This window comes from Aliiroseovarius sp. B-4, assembly GCF_056857795.1.
Genome location: NZ_JBSXNV010000032.1, coordinates 126,566 through 146,555, shown reverse-complemented (window position 1 = coordinate 146,555; position 19,990 = coordinate 126,566). Strand labels below are relative to the sequence as shown.

Annotated in this window: 19 protein-coding genes; 15 read left to right on the top strand and 4 right to left on the bottom strand. The window is 60.2% G+C overall.

Annotated features, from left to right (window positions below; all coding sequences use genetic code 11):
- Positions 1–17 precede the first annotated feature (17 nt).
- Together AC13C8_RS06990 and AC13C8_RS06985 are read right to left on the bottom strand one after the other, a co-directional pair.
- Positions 18–890: an amidohydrolase family protein gene (locus AC13C8_RS06990; protein WP_482846847.1), complete on the bottom strand. Its 873-nt coding sequence runs from the start codon at positions 888–890 to the stop codon at positions 18–20.
- Positions 890–1,888 (bottom strand): ester cyclase, encoded by a 999-nt coding sequence (locus AC13C8_RS06985; RefSeq protein WP_482846846.1) that lies wholly within the window; start codon positions 1,886–1,888, stop codon positions 890–892. Before AC13C8_RS06985 ends, AC13C8_RS06990 begins: the two co-directional genes overlap by 1 nt.
- Before the next feature lie 125 nt (positions 1,889–2,013).
- Between AC13C8_RS06985 and AC13C8_RS06980 the strand changes: the two genes are divergently transcribed.
- From AC13C8_RS06980 to AC13C8_RS06915, 14 genes are all read left to right on the top strand, one after another.
- Complete coding sequence (locus AC13C8_RS06980) at positions 2,014–3,069, top strand: ABC transporter ATP-binding protein (RefSeq protein ID WP_091432816.1); 1,056 nt, start codon at positions 2,014–2,016, stop codon at positions 3,067–3,069.
- Between the two features lie 82 nt (positions 3,070–3,151).
- Positions 3,152–4,357: an ABC transporter substrate-binding protein gene (locus tag AC13C8_RS06975; protein WP_245744787.1), complete on the top strand. Its 1,206-nt coding sequence runs from the start codon at positions 3,152–3,154 to the stop codon at positions 4,355–4,357.
- Positions 4,358–4,436: 79 nt separating this feature from the next.
- The gene (locus tag AC13C8_RS06970; RefSeq protein ID WP_482846845.1) at positions 4,437–5,459 is read left to right on the top strand and encodes a carbohydrate ABC transporter permease; all 1,023 of its coding nucleotides are present in this window, start codon (positions 4,437–4,439) and stop codon (positions 5,457–5,459) included.
- A 1-nt stretch (position 5,460) separates the two neighbouring features.
- The gene (locus AC13C8_RS06965; RefSeq protein ID WP_091432825.1) at positions 5,461–6,615 is read left to right on the top strand and encodes a carbohydrate ABC transporter permease; all 1,155 of its coding nucleotides are present in this window, start codon (positions 5,461–5,463) and stop codon (positions 6,613–6,615) included.
- Between the two features lie 124 nt (positions 6,616–6,739).
- Positions 6,740–7,267 (top strand): ester cyclase, encoded by a 528-nt coding sequence (locus tag AC13C8_RS06960; protein WP_482846844.1) that lies wholly within the window; start codon positions 6,740–6,742, stop codon positions 7,265–7,267.
- 13 nt (positions 7,268–7,280) lie between these two features.
- Positions 7,281–8,612: a histidinol dehydrogenase gene (gene hisD, locus AC13C8_RS06955; protein ID WP_482846843.1), complete on the top strand. Its 1,332-nt coding sequence runs from the start codon at positions 7,281–7,283 to the stop codon at positions 8,610–8,612.
- Between the two features lie 64 nt (positions 8,613–8,676).
- Positions 8,677–9,726: an ester cyclase gene (locus tag AC13C8_RS06950; protein ID WP_482846842.1), complete on the top strand. Its 1,050-nt coding sequence runs from the start codon at positions 8,677–8,679 to the stop codon at positions 9,724–9,726.
- Positions 9,726–10,493 carry an SDR family NAD(P)-dependent oxidoreductase gene (locus AC13C8_RS06945; protein WP_482846841.1) on the top strand — a complete coding sequence of 256 codons (768 nt, stop codon included), beginning with the start codon at positions 9,726–9,728 and terminating at the stop codon, positions 10,491–10,493. Before AC13C8_RS06950 ends, AC13C8_RS06945 begins: the two co-directional genes overlap by 1 nt.
- Positions 10,490–11,506: a LacI family DNA-binding transcriptional regulator gene (locus AC13C8_RS06940; RefSeq protein WP_482846840.1), complete on the top strand. Its 1,017-nt coding sequence runs from the start codon at positions 10,490–10,492 to the stop codon at positions 11,504–11,506. Before AC13C8_RS06945 ends, AC13C8_RS06940 begins: the two co-directional genes overlap by 4 nt.
- Complete coding sequence (locus AC13C8_RS06935) at positions 11,503–12,477, top strand: nuclear transport factor 2 family protein (RefSeq protein ID WP_091432842.1); 975 nt, start codon at positions 11,503–11,505, stop codon at positions 12,475–12,477. The genes AC13C8_RS06940 and AC13C8_RS06935 overlap by 4 nt, the downstream gene beginning before the upstream one ends.
- A gap of 151 nt (positions 12,478–12,628) precedes the next feature.
- A complete protein-coding gene (locus tag AC13C8_RS06930; RefSeq protein WP_482846839.1) occupies positions 12,629–13,591 on the top strand; it encodes a cupin domain-containing protein in 963 nt (320 codons plus the stop codon).
- A 20-nt stretch (positions 13,592–13,611) separates the two neighbouring features.
- Positions 13,612–14,736: a cobalamin-independent methionine synthase II family protein gene (locus tag AC13C8_RS06925; protein ID WP_482846838.1), complete on the top strand. Its 1,125-nt coding sequence runs from the start codon at positions 13,612–13,614 to the stop codon at positions 14,734–14,736.
- The gene (locus AC13C8_RS06920; RefSeq protein WP_482846837.1) at positions 14,733–15,425 is read left to right on the top strand and encodes an alpha/beta fold hydrolase; all 693 of its coding nucleotides are present in this window, start codon (positions 14,733–14,735) and stop codon (positions 15,423–15,425) included. The genes AC13C8_RS06925 and AC13C8_RS06920 overlap by 4 nt, the downstream gene beginning before the upstream one ends.
- On the top strand, positions 15,426–16,121 hold the full coding sequence (locus AC13C8_RS06915; protein WP_091432854.1) for an RraA family protein: 696 nt from the start codon (positions 15,426–15,428) through the stop codon (positions 16,119–16,121). It begins immediately after the preceding gene.
- Positions 16,122–16,169: 48 nt separating this feature from the next.
- On the opposite strand, the gene katG is transcribed toward AC13C8_RS06915, so the two are convergent.
- Positions 16,170–18,350 carry a catalase/peroxidase HPI gene (katG, locus tag AC13C8_RS06910; protein ID WP_482846836.1) on the bottom strand — a complete coding sequence of 727 codons (2,181 nt, stop codon included), beginning with the start codon at positions 18,348–18,350 and terminating at the stop codon, positions 16,170–16,172.
- A gap of 114 nt (positions 18,351–18,464) precedes the next feature.
- Between katG and AC13C8_RS06905 the strand changes: the two genes are divergently transcribed.
- Positions 18,465–19,385 (top strand): hydrogen peroxide-inducible genes activator, encoded by a 921-nt coding sequence (locus AC13C8_RS06905; protein WP_482846835.1) that lies wholly within the window; start codon positions 18,465–18,467, stop codon positions 19,383–19,385.
- Here AC13C8_RS06905 and aroQ read toward each other — a convergent pair whose 3' ends face one another.
- Complete coding sequence (gene aroQ / locus AC13C8_RS06900) at positions 19,386–19,829, bottom strand: type II 3-dehydroquinate dehydratase (RefSeq protein WP_482846834.1); 444 nt, start codon at positions 19,827–19,829, stop codon at positions 19,386–19,388.
- Between the last annotated feature and the right edge of the window lie 161 nt (positions 19,830–19,990).

The following is a 19,990-nucleotide window of genomic DNA, read 5'->3' as shown; positions in this document are numbered from 1 at the left end:
GCCACGCGGCGGACATTTCAGCCGTCCAGCCGATAGAACCGACGCGAGACGGTTTCAAAGACCTGTTCGTGATCCGTTTTGGGCACCAGAAGCGCATGCGCGCTGAATAGGGTTTCATAATCGGAATACAGGCTGTCGACCGGGAAGTTAGAGCCGAACATGCAGCGATCCGGGCCGAATTGGTCAAGGCAGACCTCGATTATGGGCCGGAAATCTTCGGGTCTCCAGTCATGTTTGAACATGCCGAGTCCGGACAGTTTGCAGGTGACATGGGGCAGGGCAGACAGGTGGCGCAATGCCTGCGCCCAATCGGCAAGCCCGGTCGCCGAACGATCATGCGGGCTGCCCGCGTGACACAGGGCAATCTGCGTGTCGGGAGCTTTTTCCAGCACGCGGGCGGTGTTTTCCATTAGTTCCGGGATCAGTTGCAGATCGAAGCTCAGCCCGCGCCGTCCCAATTCGCGCAGGCCGTCAGCGAACCGGGGATTGTCGAGCAGCGTGTTGGTGCCGGTCATGGCATCTTCGCCCGGCGCGCGACCGACGATCTGGCGGGCGCCGCGCAGGGTCGAGAGGGTCTGGAACCGGTCAAGCTGATGCCCAAGGTCGGGCGCGGTCAGATCGCAAAAGACGACCTGCACCATTGGCCAGTCGGGATCGGCATCTGCCACGGACTGCACCCATTGCGCCTCGGCCCAACCATCTTCGGCACCCACCTGTATGTGCACGGAGCCCGTCACGCCTTGCGCGGTGGCATCGCGGCGAAACTCCTCCAGCAGATAATTGCGCTGGATCGAGGCGGGATCGCCGAAAAAACGTGACGTTCCTTTGGCCATCAACCACGGGTAATGCACCGCAGACAGATCCCAAAGATGGTGGTGGGCATCGATCATCACAGCTCTCCGTCAGCCAGTCGTTGCAGCACGTCATCACCTTGGTCTTTCCAGAAATGCAGAAGGTCAATGAATATCCAGTTTTCGGCCAGTTTGTCGCCATCGCGACGGTAAATGTCGATCACGCGGAACGCGCCGGTTTCGCCGGTGGGGGCATGCCCCATGAACTCGCCGGTCAGACGGGCAGTGAAATTGGGCCAGCCGAAGAAGCCTCCATAGTGACCTTCAGCCAACCGGGCGATATGGGTGGTTTTTGAGCGGTCAGAGAAGGCCGCGCGGAACGGCCCTGAATGCTGCCGCGCATATCGCGGGATCGTATAGGTCGCGCCGATGCCCGTCGGTCCCCACCACAACATGTCATCGGCCCAGGTCTGGCGCAGCTCGTCTTCCAGGCTCAAACCGCTTTGCCATTGCCCCAAATCGCCGATCATGCGGTTGATCACCGCAAGCGTCGCCTCGCCCTCGTCGGCGGGCTGCGGCGCGAGAAGTAGCCCATCATGAGTTTGCGGACCCGGCTGCACCAGTTGCGCGGCGGTCTGGCCGGGGAACGGGTCAAGACCGGCTTGCACCATCAGGTGGGGCAGGTCGAAATACATTGCGGTTTCGACAATCTTACCATCCGCGACCCGGTTGAATTCGCAATAGCGCAGCATGGCGATCTTGTGGGTCGGAGGGATGTTCAGAAACGGTTCGTCAAACAGCCCCATCAGATGCCCCATCGACACCACCCATATGCCGTTGAATCCATCCATCTGATTGCGTCCGGCAAAGAAGACATCCTCGCGCCGTTGCAAGGACGTCAGGCTGCTGCGCATGGGCGCCCAGAACAGGCGGTCCACCTCTTGGATTGATCCAAGTTCGCCAAACGGATGGAACCCACGCCAGAGGTAATCGGGGGCGGTGTGTGCCGCAAGCGCGTCTAGGGCGTTGATTCCCGGCGCGATCAGGTCCGCGTGATGGCGCCGGACGATGTCCTTGGCGGTTTGAAGGTCTTGCATTTGCTTCTCTTTACAGTCAGTTGCGCCCGAAATTGCATACGTTTGCAAATATAGCTTGCCAAATTGTCGCAGCAAAGTCTAACATTATTGCATTCGTATGCAAAACCCAATGGGAGGGGGTCCGAATGGCAGAGATCGAACTGCGCAACATCAGCAAGCGTTGGGGCGCATTTGTCGGCGTCGATAATTTCGACCTGACCATCGCCGATAAGGAATTCCTGGTTTTGCTAGGGCCGTCCGGGTGCGGCAAGACCACCACGATGCGGATGATCGCCGGGCTGGAGGATGCCAGCGAAGGCGACATTATCGTTGACGGAGAGCGGGTGAATGACAAGGAACCCAAGGATCGCGACGTGGCCATGGTGTTCCAAAGCTATGCGCTTTACCCGAACATGAACGTCTATGAAAACATCCGCTTTCCGCTGAAGGTGCGCGGCAATGACCCCTCCACCCACCATGAACGCGTGATGCAGGCCGCCGAACGGGTCGAGCTTCTGGACTTTCTGGATCGAAAACCGGCCGCCCTGTCGGGCGGTCAACGGCAGCGCGTGGCGCTGGCGCGGGCCATCGTCCGCAAGCCCAAAGTGTTCTTGATGGACGAACCCCTGTCCAATCTGGATGCCAAGCTGCGGGTCTCGACCCGCGCGCAGATCAAGAACCTTAGCCACGATCTGGCGGCGACCACCATTTACGTGACCCATGACCAGATCGAGGCGATGACCTTGGCGGATCGGGTCGTCGTGATGAAAAAAGGTGTGGTGCAGCAGGTTGGCAGCCCGACCGAGATCTATGACACCCCGGCCAATACGTTTGTCGCCAGCTTTATCGGCTCACCTGCCATGAACCTGATGGATGGAGAGGTAAAGGGCGGCACGTTCCGGGCACAAAACACCGAAATCCGCGGCCTGAACGCCCCCGACGGCCCCGTCACGCTTGGCTTTCGCGCCGAAGATGCCGCCTTGGCCGAGACCGGGCAGGGGCAGATCAACGCGCCGATCTATACGCTTGAGCTGCTGGGCGACGCGACGATGATTTCCGTGCGTATCAATGGCGCGCTGGTGTCGGTGAAATCCGACAAGACCTTCCGGGCAGAGATTGGGGACATGGTCTCGATCTCGGTCCCGAATGAGATTTGCCACAGTTTCGAAGCCACCGAAGATGGCAAACGTATCGAGGGCTAGCCCTCAGACACTTGCCGCGACAGCGGCACAACCATGGTCCGCGCGTCGACGGCGGACCTGACAAAACAGGGAGACATTTCTGATGTTCAAGAAACTTGCATTGGCCGGCGTATTGTCGGTGATGGCAACCGGCGCATGGGCCGAGTGTGCCTATGAAAACACCACACCTTTGAAATCGCTGTCCGCCGGGTTCGAAGCCTGGAAGGCGGTCACGGATGCGATGGCGGAATGCGGAAATTTCCAAGCCTCGCTGGATCAGGATTTCCGCGAGAAGCAGCCCGAAGCCTTCGCGGCAAAACCTGCGCTGTATCAGATTGGCGGTGTTGCAAACTCGACCATGGTGCCGCTGTTGAATGCGGGCACAATTCGGCCGCTGGATGATCTGGTAGCAAAGTATGGCCAGCACCTGAAGCCCAACCAGCTGATCAAGGTGGACGGCAAGACCTATGCGATTGCGATGATGGTGAACCTGCAACACCTGATGTATCGCGAGGACATTCTGAATGACCTCGGCATCGCGGTGCCCACGACCTATGCCGAGATGCTGGACGCGGCCGCGAAGATCAAAGAGGCGGGCGTTGTGGAGTATCCCATCGGTGCCACCTTCAAGACCGGCTGGAACCTGGGCGAAGAATTCATCAACAACTATCTGGGTGAAGGCGGCGAATTCTTTGCCGAGGGCAACATGCCCAACATCAACAATGAAAAAGGTGTGGCCGCGCTGGAAGTGATGAAAGCGCTGACCGAGTATATGGATCCGGAATATCTGGTCTCGGATTCGACTTATGTTCAGCAGCAATTCCAACAGGGCAAGATCGCCATGGCGAACCTGTGGGCCAGCCGTGCCGCCGCGATGAATGACGAAGCCGAAAGCCAGGTCGTTGGCAAGGTCGTGATGGCCGCCGCCCCGATGGGGTCCGAGCGTCCGGCCTCGTCGCTGTGGTGGGATGGCGTCGTCTTTGCCACCAACATGACAGACGAAGAGGCCGAAGCTGCCTTTCAGGTGGCCATGGAGGGTATGGATACCGAAATGGTCAAGGCGAACAATGACGCTGCCGTCTGGCTGATCGACGGGTTTGATGCCGGGCCGCTGGCCAAAGGGGCCTATGAGACCGCGCAGAAAGGCACGGCACCCTATCCCGGATCCGGACCGATGGGCATCATGCACACGGTGCTGGGTAACGGCATTTCGGATTACCTGAATGGTGCCAAGGATGCGACCACGACGCTGGCTGACATCGAAGCGGCCTATATCACCGCCGCCAAGGAATCGGGCTTGGTGCAGTAATTCCTTCTGAACGGGGGAGGGTTTCAGCTCTCCCCCCTCTTTCCACCAGTAACTTCAGGACCATGAGAAAGGCAGAGCCATGAATTTCAAGACTTTCGCAGCCTTCGTCGGGCCATCTGTCTTTATGATGCTCCTGTTTATCGCGTTCCCGCTGGCAAGTGTGCTGAAGCAGAGCTTCTATGTCACTCAGCCGGTCTATGAAACGGTGGAGGTCGAGACATGCTCGCCGGGGTTTCCCGACCAGATTTGCGTGACCGAGCAAAAATCCGTTCCGCAACTGGATAAAGATGGCAACATCGTCGAGATCACGACCTTCGTCGGCCTGCAAAGCTATCGCAATGTGTTGGAGTTGGAGCGGGCATGGAATGCCATCAAAACTGATGAACTGATGGCCCTTCAGTCGATTGATTTCTGGAAGGCGCTGCGGTTCACCCTGACATTCACCCTGATCACCTTGCCGATTGTCGTGGCGTCCGGGCTTGGCATCGCGCTGATGATCAACAATGCCTCACTTGCCATCAAGGGGCCGGTGATCTTCATCTCGCTCTTGCCGTTCATCATCACGCCGGTCATCGGTGCGCTCAGCATCAACTGGCTGTTTCGCGGCGACGGTATTCTGACCGCCCTTATCGAATGGTATTTGCAGCGCGACGTGTCGATGTTTGCGCAGGCCTGGACCATCGAGATTCTGATCATGCTGTATCGTGTGTGGCACGTGGCCCCGTTTGCGGCGATCGTGTTCTATGCGGGGCTTCAGACGGTCAACAGTGACGCGCTGGAAAGCGCCGTGATCGACGGGGCAAGCAGATGGCAGCGAATGAAATATGTGGTGATCCCGCATCTGACCCCGCTGATCATCTTCATTTCGATGATCCACCTGATGGACGCCTATCGCGTCTTCGAAGAAATCGTCGGCTTCTCAAGCCAGGGCTATGTCATCAGCTTGCAATGGCTGACCTATGACTTCCTGGTGCCGGATCAGGCGGGCAACCGGTCGATCAGCCGTGCTTCGGCCTCGGCGATGCTGACCATGATCGGGATTGCCGTTCTTCTGGTTCCGCTTCTGCGCCGCACCTGGCAAGACCATAAAGGAGGTCACTAAGATGTCGTCTCGCGCTCTTCGTCAGCCTTTGGGGCTGAAACTCACCTCGGCGTCGTTTTTGGCGCTTTGGTGCATCGTCGCGGCCTTCCCGATCTTCTGGATCACGGTGATGAGCTTCAAATCCCCGGTCGATGCGTTTTCGTCCAACCCGCTGAACGTCATCTTTGGCCCTAACACACGAGCTGGCGGTCAGGGACTTTCCATCCTGGATATCCTGTTCGGGATCGTGGTGATCTGGGTGACGGCCCGGCTGGCCACCAAGACCCTGCCGATCATGGTCGCCGCCTATGCGCCCTCTGGCCAGAAATGGATTGGATGGCTGATCGGCGCGCTTGCCCTTGTCATCGGTTTCCTTGTCACCTTCTTCGCGATCCTGCCAGCCATCCTTGACGTGCTGAACCCATGGTTTGGCCCGCTGGGCCGGGATGTCATCGGTCTGACCACCGAGCATTACAAAACCGTTTGGATCGACCGCGGGTTTTCCAACAACTTCAAGAACTCGATGATCGTGACCACCGGCGTTGTGACCGTGTCGCTGACGGTGGGCACGCTGGCGGGCTATGGGCTTGCGCGGTCCGGGTCGGGCATTGCCTTCGCGATTCTTATCATTGCGCTGGTATTTCGGGCGTTGCCGCATTCGGTGCTGGTGGCGGGTTATCTGCCGGTGTTCATCTCGTCGTCCGAGTGGCTGGCCCCGATCCTGGGCGACAACGCCCCCACGCTTTATGGCAAACCCTTCGCGGTCATCGCGGTGCTGGTTGCCATCAATCAACCCTTCACGATCTGGATGCTGCGGTCATTCTTTCAAAGTATCCCTGCCGAGCTGGACGAGGCCGCGCGGGTCGATGGTTGCAACCACTTCCAGGCCTTCCGTCGTGTCATCATGCCGGTGATGTGGCCGGGGGTGATTACGACCGGGCTGTTTTCCTTCCTGTTGGGCTACAATGACTTCCTTGTCACCTCGCTTCTGCTGGATGCGCAGAACCAGACCATGGTGCCAGCCATCGCCGGGATGTTCAGCCGCGAAACCACCACGACGGATCAGGTTGTCGCCGTGGCTGCGGCGGTGTCGATCACCGCGCCTTTGTTCTTCCTTGTCATGGTGTTCCAACGCCAGATTGTCAGCGGTCTGACCGCAGGCGCGGTGAAAGGCTGATGAGCAGCCGGGCAAGACATAACGCGCGGTGCGGCCATCCGGCCCTGAACAGAATGCCGCGGGATTTCCTGCTGGGGCGTCCACGCCCCGCACGATCCCAACGTATTTTGACAGGAGAGACAGAATGAAAGGTTCCCGCCCCGAACAAGCGGTGCTGACCCGTGATACGGATATGTCGAAAACCGACGATACCCGCCGGGTGATCGAAGCCATGGTTGATGGCCTGAACGACCACCGCATCAACGATATTGGCGAGTTCTTTGCCGATGGATTTCGTTGGATGGGCAATCGGGGATGCGGCACGAAAAACGGGTTGAAAGAATTTCAGACCAACTGGCAGCGCCCGTTTCAAGCGGCGTTTTCGGACAAGACCTGCATCGACGAGGCGCGTCTTTATATGGGGGAATGGGCCGCGGCGTTTGGCCGACAGGAAGCCACCCATTCCGGCGAATTTCTGGGCATCGCCCCCACCGGAAAGCGGGTCGAGATCCGCTATATGGATTTCTGGAAAGTGGTCGACGGCAAGATCACCGACAACTGGGTGAATGTCGATTTCGCCCATGTGGCCGCGCAACTGGGCGTGGATCTTTTTAACGGCGAAGGCTGGGAAGCCTATGACCGGGGCGAACGTGTACCCCCCCGGCCCGAATAAGCGAGGAAAAGCAATGACGATCACACATCTGAAACGCGGCAAACCCGAGGCTGATCGTGCCGAGGATGACGCGCAGACGGCCGCTGTTGTGGCGGCGACGCTGAAGGACATCGAGACCCGTGGCGATGCGGCCGTGCGCGAGCTGGCGGTGAAGTTTGATGGCTATGACCGCGACAGCTATCGCCTGACGCAACAAGAGATTGACGCGCTGATCGCGAAGGTCAGCCCGCGCGAGCTGGCGGACATCAAGTTTGCGCAATCGCAGGTCACAAAGTTCGCCCAGGCGCAGCGCGACAGCATGCTGGACATAGAGGTCGAGACCTTGCCGGGTGTGATCCTTGGTCACAAGAACATCCCGGTGCAGTCGGTCGGCTGCTATGTGCCGGGCGGCAAGTTCCCGATGGTGGCAAGCGCGCATATGTCGGTGGCCACCGCGAAGGTTGCGGGTGTGCCGCGCATCATCGCCTGCACGCCGCCCTTCAACGGCGAACCGAACCCCGCGGTGATCGCCGCGATGCATCTGGGCGGCGCACACGAGATTTACGTGCTGGGCGGCATCCAGGCCGTGGGCGCGATGGCGCTTGGCACGGAAACCATTGCCCCCGTGCATCTGCTGGTTGGCCCCGGCAATGCCTTTGTCGCGGAGGCCAAGCGGCAGCTTTTCGGCCGCGTCGGCATCGACCTGTTCGCCGGCCCGACCGAGACCATGGTGATCGCCGACGACACCGCTGCCGACGCCGAACTGTGCGCCACCGACCTTCTGGGTCAGGCCGAGCATGGCTATAACAGCCCCTGCGTGCTGCTGACCAACTCGCGCAAGCTGGCCAAGGACACGATGGCCGAGATCGACCGCCTCCTTCAGATCCTGCCCACCGCCGGCACCGCGAAAGTGTCGTGGGACGATTATGGCGAGGTCATTGTCTGCGACACATATGAAGAAATGCTGAAGGTCGCCGATGACATCGCGTCCGAGCACGTGCAGGTGATGACCGAGCGCGACGACTGGTTTCTTGAGAACATGACCTGCTATGGCGCGCTGTTCCTGGGGCCGCGCACCAACGTGGCCAATGGCGACAAGGTGATCGGCACCAACCACACGCTGCCGACCAAGAAGGCGGGCCGCTATACCGGCGGGCTGTGGGTCGGAAAGTATCTGAAAACACACAGCTATCAGAAGGTCACAACGGACGAGGCCGCGGCGATGATCGGCGAATACGGCTCGCGCCTGTGCATGCTGGAAGGCTTCGTCGGCCACGCCGAACAATGCAACATCCGCGTGCGACGCTATGGCGGTGTGAACGTGCCTTATGGCGAAGGCGCGCCCTATCGCGACGCAGCAGAGTAGCAATAACAACAACAATGTGCGGGGATTGCAAAACGACACCCCGCCAACACATGAGACAACGAAAATGGATGTGCAAAGCAAGAACAAGGCACTGATCGCACCCGTGCGGGCGGCGATGTATGATTTTGACGCGGGCAAACTGCGCAAGGCGCTGGCAGACGCCTGTGCACCGGATGCGGTGTTTCACCTGTGTTTCCCGTTTGGCGACAGCATCGGGGCCGGCGCCTTTTGTGACACTGCCTATCGCGACCTGCTGGACGCCTGGCCGGATCTGGAGCGGCGTGATTATATCGTCATGGCCGGACCGGACGAAGACGGCGCGGAATGGGTCGGCTGTGGTGGCTATTACACCGGCACGTTCGAGGCCCCGTGGCTGGACATCCCCCCCACCGGTCATCAGGTCCATATGAGGTTTCACGAGTTCTTCCGCATCGAAGACGGCAAGATCGTCGAATTTCAGGGCCTGTGGGACATTCCCGAGGTGATGATGCAGGCCCATGCCTGGCCGCTGGCCCCGTCGCTTGGGCGCGAATGGCATGTGCCGGGTCCGGCCACCTGTGATGGTATCCTGCCCGGCCCCTATGACATGAACAAGGGCACCGCGTCCCGTCAGCATATCATCGACATGCTGGAACATATGAAGCGCCACCCCAGCCAGGGCGGCCCCGAAGTGATGGAGATGGACAGGTTCTGGCACGAGAAGATGAGCTGGTATGGCCCATCGGGCATCGGCACCGGTCGCGGTATCCGGGGGTTCCGCAACTGGCATCAAATCCCGTTTCTGTCGGGGATGCCGGATCGCGGCAAATATGTGGACCAGATCGACTATCACTTCTTTGGCGATGGCGATTATGCTGCCGTGACCGGGTGGCCTGACATGATCCAGACCGTCACCCATGGCGGCTGGCTGGGCATCGCGCCGTCGGGCAAGAAGATCACCATGCGCAGCCTTGATTTCTGGCGCATTGAAAACGGCAAGATCCGGGAAAACTGGGTGTTGGTCGACCTGCTGGATGCATATGACCAGTTGGGTGTGGACGTGTTTGCACGTCTGCGGGAGTTCAACAAGGTGCGCCATATGGGGCGCCTTAATATCCCTGATGGAATGAGCTGATGAATAAACTGCCCAAAACCCCCTCGTTTCGACTTGATGGTCGTCGCGCGCTTGTGGCCGGGGCCAGTTCCGGGATCGGCCTGGCGTGCGCCGCTGCTTTGGGCGAAGCCGGGGCCGAAGTGGTTCTGGCCGCCCGGCGCGCCGATGCGTTGAAGGCGCTGGTCGGCGAAATGACGGCTGCGGGTATGTCTGCCCGTGCGCTGCCGTTGGACGTGTCCGATATTGCGGGCACGCAGGCGGCGATTGCGGGAAACGGACCCTTTGATGTGCTCGTGAACTCCGCCGGACTGGCGCGCCACAGTCCCGCGACCGAGACCACCGAAGCGGATTTCGACGCGGTGTCCGACTTGAACATCAAGGGTGCTTATTTCCTGACCCAAGCGGTGGCGAAGGGGCTGATTGCAGCCGGAAAGCCCGGCAGCCTGATCAACATATCCTCGCAAATGGCGCATGTGGGCGGGGTGGACCGGGCGGTCTATTGCGCGACCAAACACGCGGTCGAGGGCTTCACCAAGTCGATGGCGATCGAATGGGGCAGGGCGGGCATCCGCGTCAACACGATCTGCCCGACTTTCATCCTGACAGACTTGACCCGATCCACCTTTGAGCAGCCGGACAAACGCGCCTGGATCGAAGACAAGATCAAGCTGGGTCGCGTGGGTGAGGTCGAGGATATCATGGGCGCGGTGCAATTCCTGGCCTCGGACGCGTCCAGCCTTGTCACCGGCACGGCCTTGATGATCGACGGGGGATGGACCGCAGAATGAGCAAAGTGACCTCAGCCCAAGTTGCACAGCGCGCGGGCGTCAGCCAATCTGCCGTCAGCCGGGTGTTTACCCCCGGCGCCTCCGCGTCGAAGCGCACGGTTGAGAAAGTCAGGAAAGCTGCGGATGAACTGGGCTATCGCCCCAATTCGCTGGCGCGCGCGATGGTGTCGGGCAAAAGCCGGATAATCGGCCTGGTCGTGGCCTATCTGGAAAACCACTTCTATCCCGAAGCCTTGGAAAAACTGTCCAATGCGTTGCAGGAACAGGGCTATCACATCCTGATTTTCATGGCTTCCAGCACGTCCGGTGACATCAGCGACGTGGTCGAGGAAATTCTGGATTATCAGGTGGATGGGATCATCACCGCCTCGGTCGCCATGTCGTCGGATCTGACCGACCGTTGCCGCAAGGCCGGGGTGCCCATTGTCCTGTTCAACCGGTCGCAGGACGGGCCGGACCTGTCCTCGGTCGCGTCGAACAATGTCGCGGGCGGGCGCAAGGTAGCCGAGTTCCTGATCGCGGCGGGGCACCGGAAAATCGGCTACATCGCGGGGTGGGAAGGGGCGTCGACCCAGCGTGACCGCGAGGCTGGGTTCCGGACCGGACTGGCTGCGGCCGGTGTTTCGCTTCACAGCCGCGCCGTGGGGGATTTCCGTTCTGACCGCGCTGCCGAGGCCGCACGGCAGATGTTCTCGGGCGATGATCGGCCCGACGCGGTGTTTGTCTGCAACGATCACATGGCCTTCGCGGTGATGGATGTATTGCGGTCAGATCTTGGCCTGTCGGTGCCCGGTGACGTGTCGGTCGTTGGCTACGACGATGTGCCGATTGCCGGCTGGCCCGCCTATGACCTGACCACCGTGCGCCAACCCGCCAACCGTATGGTGGCCGAAACCGTCGGCCTGCTTCTGGCGGAAATCGACGGCACCGGGAAAGGCCCGCAGAAGATTGAAATTGACGGCCCGCTAGTCGTGCGCGGCTCGGCCCGCAAACCGGAAGGATGGAGCGAATGAAGGGTTTTGACAGCAAGTTCAAGGATTTCCCCGACTATATCATCGGGATCACCAAGGAAATCTGGGAAGATCGCGGCATCGCCACGCTGCATGACTACTATGCACCCGATATCGTTGTGCGCTCGCCTGCCTCGGTCGTGGTGGGCAATCAGGATGTCATCGGCGCGACCATGGCCACGCTGGCAGAGTTTCCCGACCGCACCCTGCTGGGCGAAGATGTAATCTGGTCGGGCACCCCGGAAGAGGGGATGTTGTCCTCGCACCGGTTGTTTTCGACCGCGACGCATCTGGGCGATGGGGTTTATGGCAAGGCGACTGGGAACAAGCTGGCCTATCGCATCATCGCGGACTGCCACGCGATCAACAACCAGATCAATGATGAATGGCTGATCCGCGACCAGGGCGCGATTGTGCGCCAGATGGGGTGGGAACCGAAGGATTATGCAAGTGACCTGATCGCGCGTGAGGGCGGGCCAGAGCGTTGCGTGAAACCCTTCACCCCCGCCAATGACAAGCCCGGCCCCTATAAGGGCAACGGCAATGACAATGAATGGGGCCAGAAATACGCCGACATCCTGACGCGCATCATGAATGCCGACATGACCGCGATCGAATCCGAGTATGACCGCGCGGTGCAATCGGAATATCCGGGCGGTGCCACAGGTCACAGCTGGGGGCCGGTGGATCGGTTCTGGATGGGGCTGCGTGCATCCTTCCCGAATGCCACCTTCACCATCCACCACCAGATCGGGCGCGATGATCCGTTGATGCCGCCGCGCGCCGCGCTGCGTTGGACGTTGCACGGCAAGCATGACGGCTGGGGCGTTTTCGGCGTGCCGACCGGGGCCGAGGTCTATGTGCTGGGCGCAAGCCATGCCGAGTTCGGGCCGTGGGGTTTGCGGCGGGAATTCACTCTGTTCGATGAAACCGCGATCTGGAAACAGATCCTGTTGCAAACCGGAGAGGTGTAAGTGTCAACCGACGCTCTTCATCTGGACGCGGGTCAGGCCGCACGCAGGTTTCATAACTTCTGCGCGTCCCGGCGCGCGCGGCGGTTGAATGACCACCCGCCCGGTGTCCGGGTTTGATCCACACAAACCCAACCCGATAGGAGACAGACCAATGAGCAACATCCAAGACCGCATCGTTCGCTATGGCGAGCTGCAACCCTGCAAAACCGCCTTCATCGACGCCCACACGCCGGGCTCGGACCAGAAGGAAAACTTCACCATCATCGGCGGCGGCGTCAGTGAAAGCCCAGATCAGCACGTTCACATCACCGATCAGATCGGCTTCAACATCGGCGCGGCGGGGCAACCGCCGAAATGCCGCAACTCGCTGCATTCCCATACCACCGCCGAGGTGTTCTTTGTCCTCAAGGGACGTTGGCGGTTCTTCTGGGGCCGCTATGGCACAGCGGGCGAATTCGTGGCCGAAGAAGGCGATATTTTCAACATCCCCACCGGCATTTTTCGCGGATTTGAAAACATCGGCACCGACTATGGCATGATCATGGCTGTGTTGGGCGGCGACGACGCGGGCGGCGGCGTGACCTGGGCCCCGCAGGTGATCGAAGACGCCAAGGACCATGGGCTTGTGTTGGGCGATAACGGTGCGCTTTACGACTCCAAGAAGGGTCAAAGCCTGCCCGATGGTGTGAAACCCATGCCACTTCTGACCGAAGAAGAGCTGAAGGCCTTCCCCGAAGTGCCGGTCGAAAATGTCGTGCGCGACTATGTCGCCCGGTATTGGGACTTGATGGCGCTGGCGGGCAAGAAACCCGCGAAAGTCATCGGCGAGGATGGGCTTTTGCGCGACAAACCGGGGTTCGAGGTTGAGTTCCTGACCCGCGGCTCGATCCCCGACGAAATGCACAGCCACGACAAACCCACGGTTCTGATGCCCATGCGTGGTCATTGGAAACTGCGGTATGAGGGCGGGGAAACCGTGCTGAACCCCGGCGACACCTGTCTGATCAATCCGGGCGAGTCCCATGCGCTTGCGCCGTCCATGACAGGCGAGGCGAGCCTTTATCGTGTCCGCACGACTGATGATCCGGCGGGCCTGACCTGGTCTGGCAAATAAGAAACTGTGAGGAGCCCATTATGACACGTATCAAAACAACCCATGTGGGCTCCTTGCCGCGCAGTCAGAAGGTGGTGGATTTCATCTTCGCCCGTGAGAACGGCACCGCCTATGACCCCGACGCGTTCGATGCCTGCATGACACAGGCCGTGTCCGACACCGTGCGCAAACAGGTGGTGGCGGGGATTGACATCGTATCGGACGGTGAGACGTCGAAGATCTCTTACGCCACCTATGTCAAGGACCGCTATACCGGGTTTGACGGCGACAGCCCGCGCAATGCGCCGGCCGACCTGAAAATGTTTCCGGGCTTCCTGAAACGGCTGGCCGATGATGGCGGCACCCCACAATATGCACGCCCCATGTGCGTGGGTGAGGTGAAATCAAAAGGTCAGGGCGAGCTTGAAAAGGACATCGCGAACCTGAAAGCCGCGATGGACGAACATGGGGCAGAGCGCGGCTTCATGAACGCCGCCAGCCCCGGTGTGATCTCGCTGTTCCTTCAGAATGACTACTACACATCGCGCGAGGCTTATCTGGCCGCGCTGGCCGACGCGATGAAGGCGGAATACGAGACCATCGTGGCCTCGGGGCTGGACCTGCAACTGGATTGCCCCGACCTTGCCCTGTCGCGCCACATGCTGTTCACCGACTTGACGGATGACGAGTTCATCAAGGTCGCGAACCTGCATGTCGAGGCGTTGAACCACGCGCTGTTGGACGTCCCTGCCGACAAGGTGCGGGTGCATATCTGCTGGGGCAATTACGAGGGGCCGCATTGCTGCGACATTCCGATGGCCAAGATGTTCGACACGCTGATGGCAACGAAATCGCGCTATGTGCTGTTTGAAACCTCGAACCCGCGCCACGGGCATGAATGGACCACGTTCCGCGACCGCAATGGCGACATCCCAGATAACAAGATTCTGGTGCCCGGCGTCGTCGACACCACCACCAATTTCGTCGAGCATCCTGAACTTGTCGCGCAACGCATCCAGCGGTTCACCGACATTGTCGGCGCGGATCGGGTGATCGCGGGTTCGGACTGTGGTTTCGGCACGTTTGCGGGCTTTGGCGCTGTCGACCCTGACATCGCCTATGCCAAGCTTTCGGCCTTGGCCGAGGGGGCCGCGCTGATCAAATGACGCCCCTTGTGCTGCTTCCCGGAATGATGTGCGATGCGCGGCTGTTTGCGCCGCAATTCGCCGCTTTTTCGGGTCAGCGGATGGTGGTTAGCGCCCCCATCACCGAACATGACCGCGTTGAACGACTGGCCGAGGCTGTGCTGTCGGATGCCCCGCCGCGCTTTGCCCTGGCCGGTCTGTCCATGGGCGGCATCGTCGCGATGGAAGTATTGCGCCAGGCCCGCGATCGGGTCGAGCGGATCGCCCTTCTGGACACCAACCCGTTGGCTGAAACCGATGCCGTCAAAGCCCGTCGTTTTCCGCAAATGCAAAAGGTGCGCGAGGGCCAACTGGCGCATGTCATGCGTGACGAGATGAAGCCAAATTACCTGAGCGACGGCCCGCGCCGGCAGGAAATCCTCGATCTGTGCATGGAGATGGCGCTGGACCTTGGTCCGCATGTGTTTTTGACACAGTCGCGGGCTTTGATGGGCCGGCCCGATCAGGCTGAAACCTTGCGGGCGACGCAGCTTCCGGCGCTGGTCCTGTGCGGGCGGGATGACACTTTATGTCCTGCGGCGCGGCACGAATTGATGGCGGGCCTGATCCCTGATGCTCACCTTGAAATCATCGACGGCGCGGGGCATCTGCCGACGCTGGAGCAACCCGAAAAAACCAACGCGGCGCTGGCGCGCTGGCTGGAGGACTGAATGGACAACACTCTTTTGACCATGCTGCAACGGGTCGATACACCCACCGTTTGCAACGCCATCGAGGTGGCGCAGGGCAAACGTGGCTTTGACGCGTTTACCCGTGGCACGATGCTGGCCTCGCACCCTGATGCCCCGGCCATTGTGGGCTATGCCCGCACCGCTCGGATCGCCGCCGTCGCGCCGCCGACCGAGGCGCCCGAAGTCATCAAGGCACGGCGCATGGACTATTACCGCCATATGTCACAAGGTTCGCGCCCCGCGCTGGCGGTGATTGAAGACGTGGATTTCCCCCGGTGCATCGGCGCCTATTGGGGCGAGATCAACACGACGGTGCATAAGGGTTTCGGCCTGTCCGGTGCGCTGACCAACGGGGTTATGCGTGACCTTGGCGATCTGCCCGACGGGTTTCCGGTGATTGCAGGCTCCATCGGTCCCAGCCATGGGTTCGTCCATGTAAAGGATATTGCGCAACCGGTGACGGTCTTCGGGTTGACCATCGCGGATGGCGATCTGGTCCATGCCGACCGCCACGGTGCGCTCGTCATTCCGCCCGACGTATTGCCTGATTTGGAAGCCGCAATCCGGCGCCTGTTGGACACCGAGAAACTTGTGCTGGACCCAGCACGTCAGGAAGGGTTCGACTTTGACGCCTTCGAAGCCGCGTGGTCAGCCTTTGAGGCGGCGCGGACATAGTGAAAGCGCAAGGGCCGGGCGAAGTTTGATCCGCCCGGCCCCTGTTTCTTACGCCAGAAGATCGAAGCGGTCGGCGTTCATCACCTTGGTCCAGGCGGCCACGAAGTCGCGCACGAATTTCGCTTCATTGTCATCCTGAGCATAGACTTCTGCATAGGCGCGCAGGATCGAGTTTGATCCGAACACAAGATCAGCGCGGGTTGCGGTGTATTTCACCGCGCCTGTCTGGCGGTCCTGCAACTCGTAAGTGCCATCTTCGCTGGCGGGAACCCATTTGTAGCTCATATCGGTCAGCACCTGGAAGAAGTCGGTGGTCAGCTGGCCTTCCCGCTGGCTGAAGACCCCGTGTTTCGAGCCGCCATAGTTGACGCCCAGCACACGAAGCCCACCGACAAGCGCGGTCATTTCAGGCCCGGTCAGGCCCAGAAGCTGCGCCCGGTCGAGCAACAGCTCTTCCGCGTGGACGGGCAGGTCGTCGCGTTTCCAGTTGCGGAAGCCATCCGCGACGGGTTCAAGCACCGAGAAGCTATCAGCATCTGTTTGCGCGTCCGTGGCGTCACCACGACCGGGGGTGAAGGGCACAGAAACGTCCGACCCGGCGGCCTTGATCGCCTGTTCGACCCCGACATTGCCGGCCAGAACGATCACGTCGGCGATGGACGCGCCGGTCTCGGCAGCGATGGGTTCAAGGATGCCCAGCACCTTGGCCAGCCGTTTCGGTTCGTTGCCCGGCCAGTCTTTCTGCGGAGCAAGCCGGATGCGGGCACCATTGGCCCCGCCGCGCATATCCGAGCCGCGATAGGTGCGGGCGCTGTCCCATGCGGTGGCAATCATCTCGGCCATGCTCAGGCCGCTTTTGGCGATCTTTGCCTTCACCGCGTCAACATCGTAATCGGTCGACCCAGCGGGCACCGGATCTTGCCAGATCAAATCGCCTTCGGGGACGAAGGGACCGATATAGTTGGCCTTCGGTCCCATGTCCCGGTGGGTCAGCTTGAACCATGCCTTGGCAAAGGTTTCGGCCAGATATGCCGGGTCTTTGTGGAACCGTTCGCAAATTTCGCGATAGATCGGGTCGACCTTCATCGCCATATCCGCGTCGGTCATGATCGGGTTGTGCTTGATCGAAGGATCCGTTGCGTCCGGCACCTTGTGCTCTTCTGCGATGTTGATCGGTTCCCACTGATTGGCACCTGCGCGGGATTTCTTGACCTCCCATTCATAGCCGAACAAGAGGTCAAGATAGCCATTGTCCCACTTGGTCGGGTTGGTGGTCCAAGCTCCTTCCAGCCCCGATGTATGCGCTGTGTTGGCGTTGCCGTCGAAGCCGGGATCAGCCCAACCAAAACCGCCGGCCTCAAGATCGCAGCCCGCAGGGGCGGGTCCGACTTGATCTGCGGCCAGACCACCATGCGCTTTCCCAACCGTGTGTCCGCCCACTGTCAGGGCGGCGGTTTCTTCGTCGTTCATCGCCATGCGTGCGAATGTCATGCGCACGAATTTACCCGTCTTTGCGGGATCGGGCACGCCGTTCACACCTTCGGGGTTCACATAGATCAGGCCCATATGCGACGCCGCAAGCGGATCATAGAGCGAGTCTGCATCATCCAGATCGGTGATCCGTTCGTCCGTGGGGGCCAGCATTTCGCTGTCTTCACCCCAGTTGATGTCCAGCTCGGGCGCCCAGATGTCTTCACGCCCAAAGGCGAAGCCATAGACTTTCAGACCCATATTGGAATAGGCCACCGTCCCGGCCAGCACCAGAAGGTCGGCCCAGGACAGCGCGTTGCCGTATTTCTTTTTCACCGGCCAAAGGATGCGCCGCGCCTTATCAAGGCTGGCGTTGTCGGGCCAAGAGTTCAGCGGTTCAAACCGCAGGTTGCCGGTGCCCGCACCGCCGCGCCCATCGCCCAGACGATACGATCCGGCGACATGCCATGACAGTCGGATGAACAACCCGCCATAATGCCCCCAGTCGGCGGGCCACCAGCTTTGGCTGTCGGTCAGCAGTTTGTCGACGTCGTCCCAGACGCCTTGAAAATCCAGAGCCTTAACAGCTTCGCGGTGGTTGTAGTCGGGATCCATGGGATTTGATCGCGCATCGTGCTGATGCAGGATGCTTATGTTCAGCGTTTTGGGCCACCATTTTGCCGGGTGGTTGTCCATTCCGGTGTTGCCGCCATGCATGACCGGGCAACCGCCGCCCTTCATCACGTTGTCTCCGTCCATAATCTACTCCCTATCGGATGATTGCTACGGCGATTCCGTAGCTTAGAATGAGTCTAACGCGACTGAATTATAAATCCCAATTGATTATTCTTACAGAAGCGATAACCTTTGGTTATGATCGGTCTGACCCTGAAGCATCTTCGATATTTCGATGCCCTCGCGCGCCATGCCCATTTTGGCCGTGCTGCGGATGCCTGTGGGATCTCGCAGCCCGCGCTATCGGTGCAGATCAAGGAATTGGAGGCGATGCTTGGTTCGCCGCTGGTCGAACGCGGATCGCGGAACATCCGTTTGACCAGCCTTGGCACAGCGTTTTTGGATCGGGCGCGCAAGATACTGGTGCAGGTGGGCGAGCTGGACGATCTTGCGCGGTCGGCCATGGGGCCGCTTGCGGGGCAGTTGCGGCTTGGGATCATTCCGACGGTCGCGCCTTATCTTTTGCCACAGGTGATGGCTGCGTTGTCGACCCAATTGCCCACGCTGGAGCTTTACCCGCGCGAGTCCGTTACCAGGTCACTGATCGCTGATCTGCTTGACTCGCGGCTTGATGCGGCCATTGTCGCCCTTCCGATTTCCGAGCCCGCGTTGCAGGAATTTGCGCTGTTCAAGGAAGATTTCGTGCTGGTGCGTCCGGTTAGCGAGGCGGATAAACCCGTGCCCAGCCCGGAAAAGCTTCAGGACATGCGATTGCTGCTGTTGGAGGAGGGGCATTGCTTCCGCGATCAGGCGCTGAGCTTCTGCGAGGTTTCAACCACCAAACCACGCTATTTGATGGAGGGCAGTTCGCTGTCAACGCTGGTGCAGATGGTCGGGGCGGGGATGGGCGTGACGCTGATCCCCGAAATGGCGTTGCCACTGGAAACGCGGCAGGCGCAGGTTTCCATCGCCCGATTCACGCCACCCAGCCCCGCGCGCAGCATCGGCATGGTGTGGCGCAAGACCAATCCGTTGGCTGAAAAACTGATGGAGGTCGGGGCGATTGTCCGGCAGGTGGGGGACACACAGCGCAGGTGCGCCGATGCGGCCCCGGCCTAGTTACTTGCCGCCCAGAAGATGGGCCATATGCTGCATGGCAAGGGCATATCCGTGCGTGCCGAACCCGGCCATAACCGCATCGGCGCGAAGGCTGACGAAGGATTTGTGCCGGAAGGGCTCGCGTTTGTGGACCTGACTGACATGAACCTCGATCACCGGGCCATCAAAGGCGTTCAGCGCGTCCAGCACTGCGATGGAATAATGCGTGAGCGCACCGGGGTTGATGATGATCCCGGCGGCGTCTTCCCGCGCCTCGTGAATCCAATCGACAATCTGACCTTCGTGGTTGGATTGCAGCATCTTTTGCGACAGACCGGCAGATGCCGCGACCGTCTGACATTGCGCTTCGATATCGGCCAGAGTCTCGTGCCCATAGAGGTCAGGTTGCCGATTGCCCAACAGGTTCAGGTTCGGGCCGTTGAGGATATAGATCAGTTTGCTCATCAGGCGGCTCTTTCGTCTTGGCGTTGGGCGGTTTCTGCCGCCTCCTCGCGTTTGCCGGGTTTTCATGTTCTGGCATTAAAGCCGAACTTAGACAAGCAAGCCAAAGAGATAACGGACCGCTGTGGGATTGGTGCCAGTGTGGGCCAACAGAAAAGCCCCGG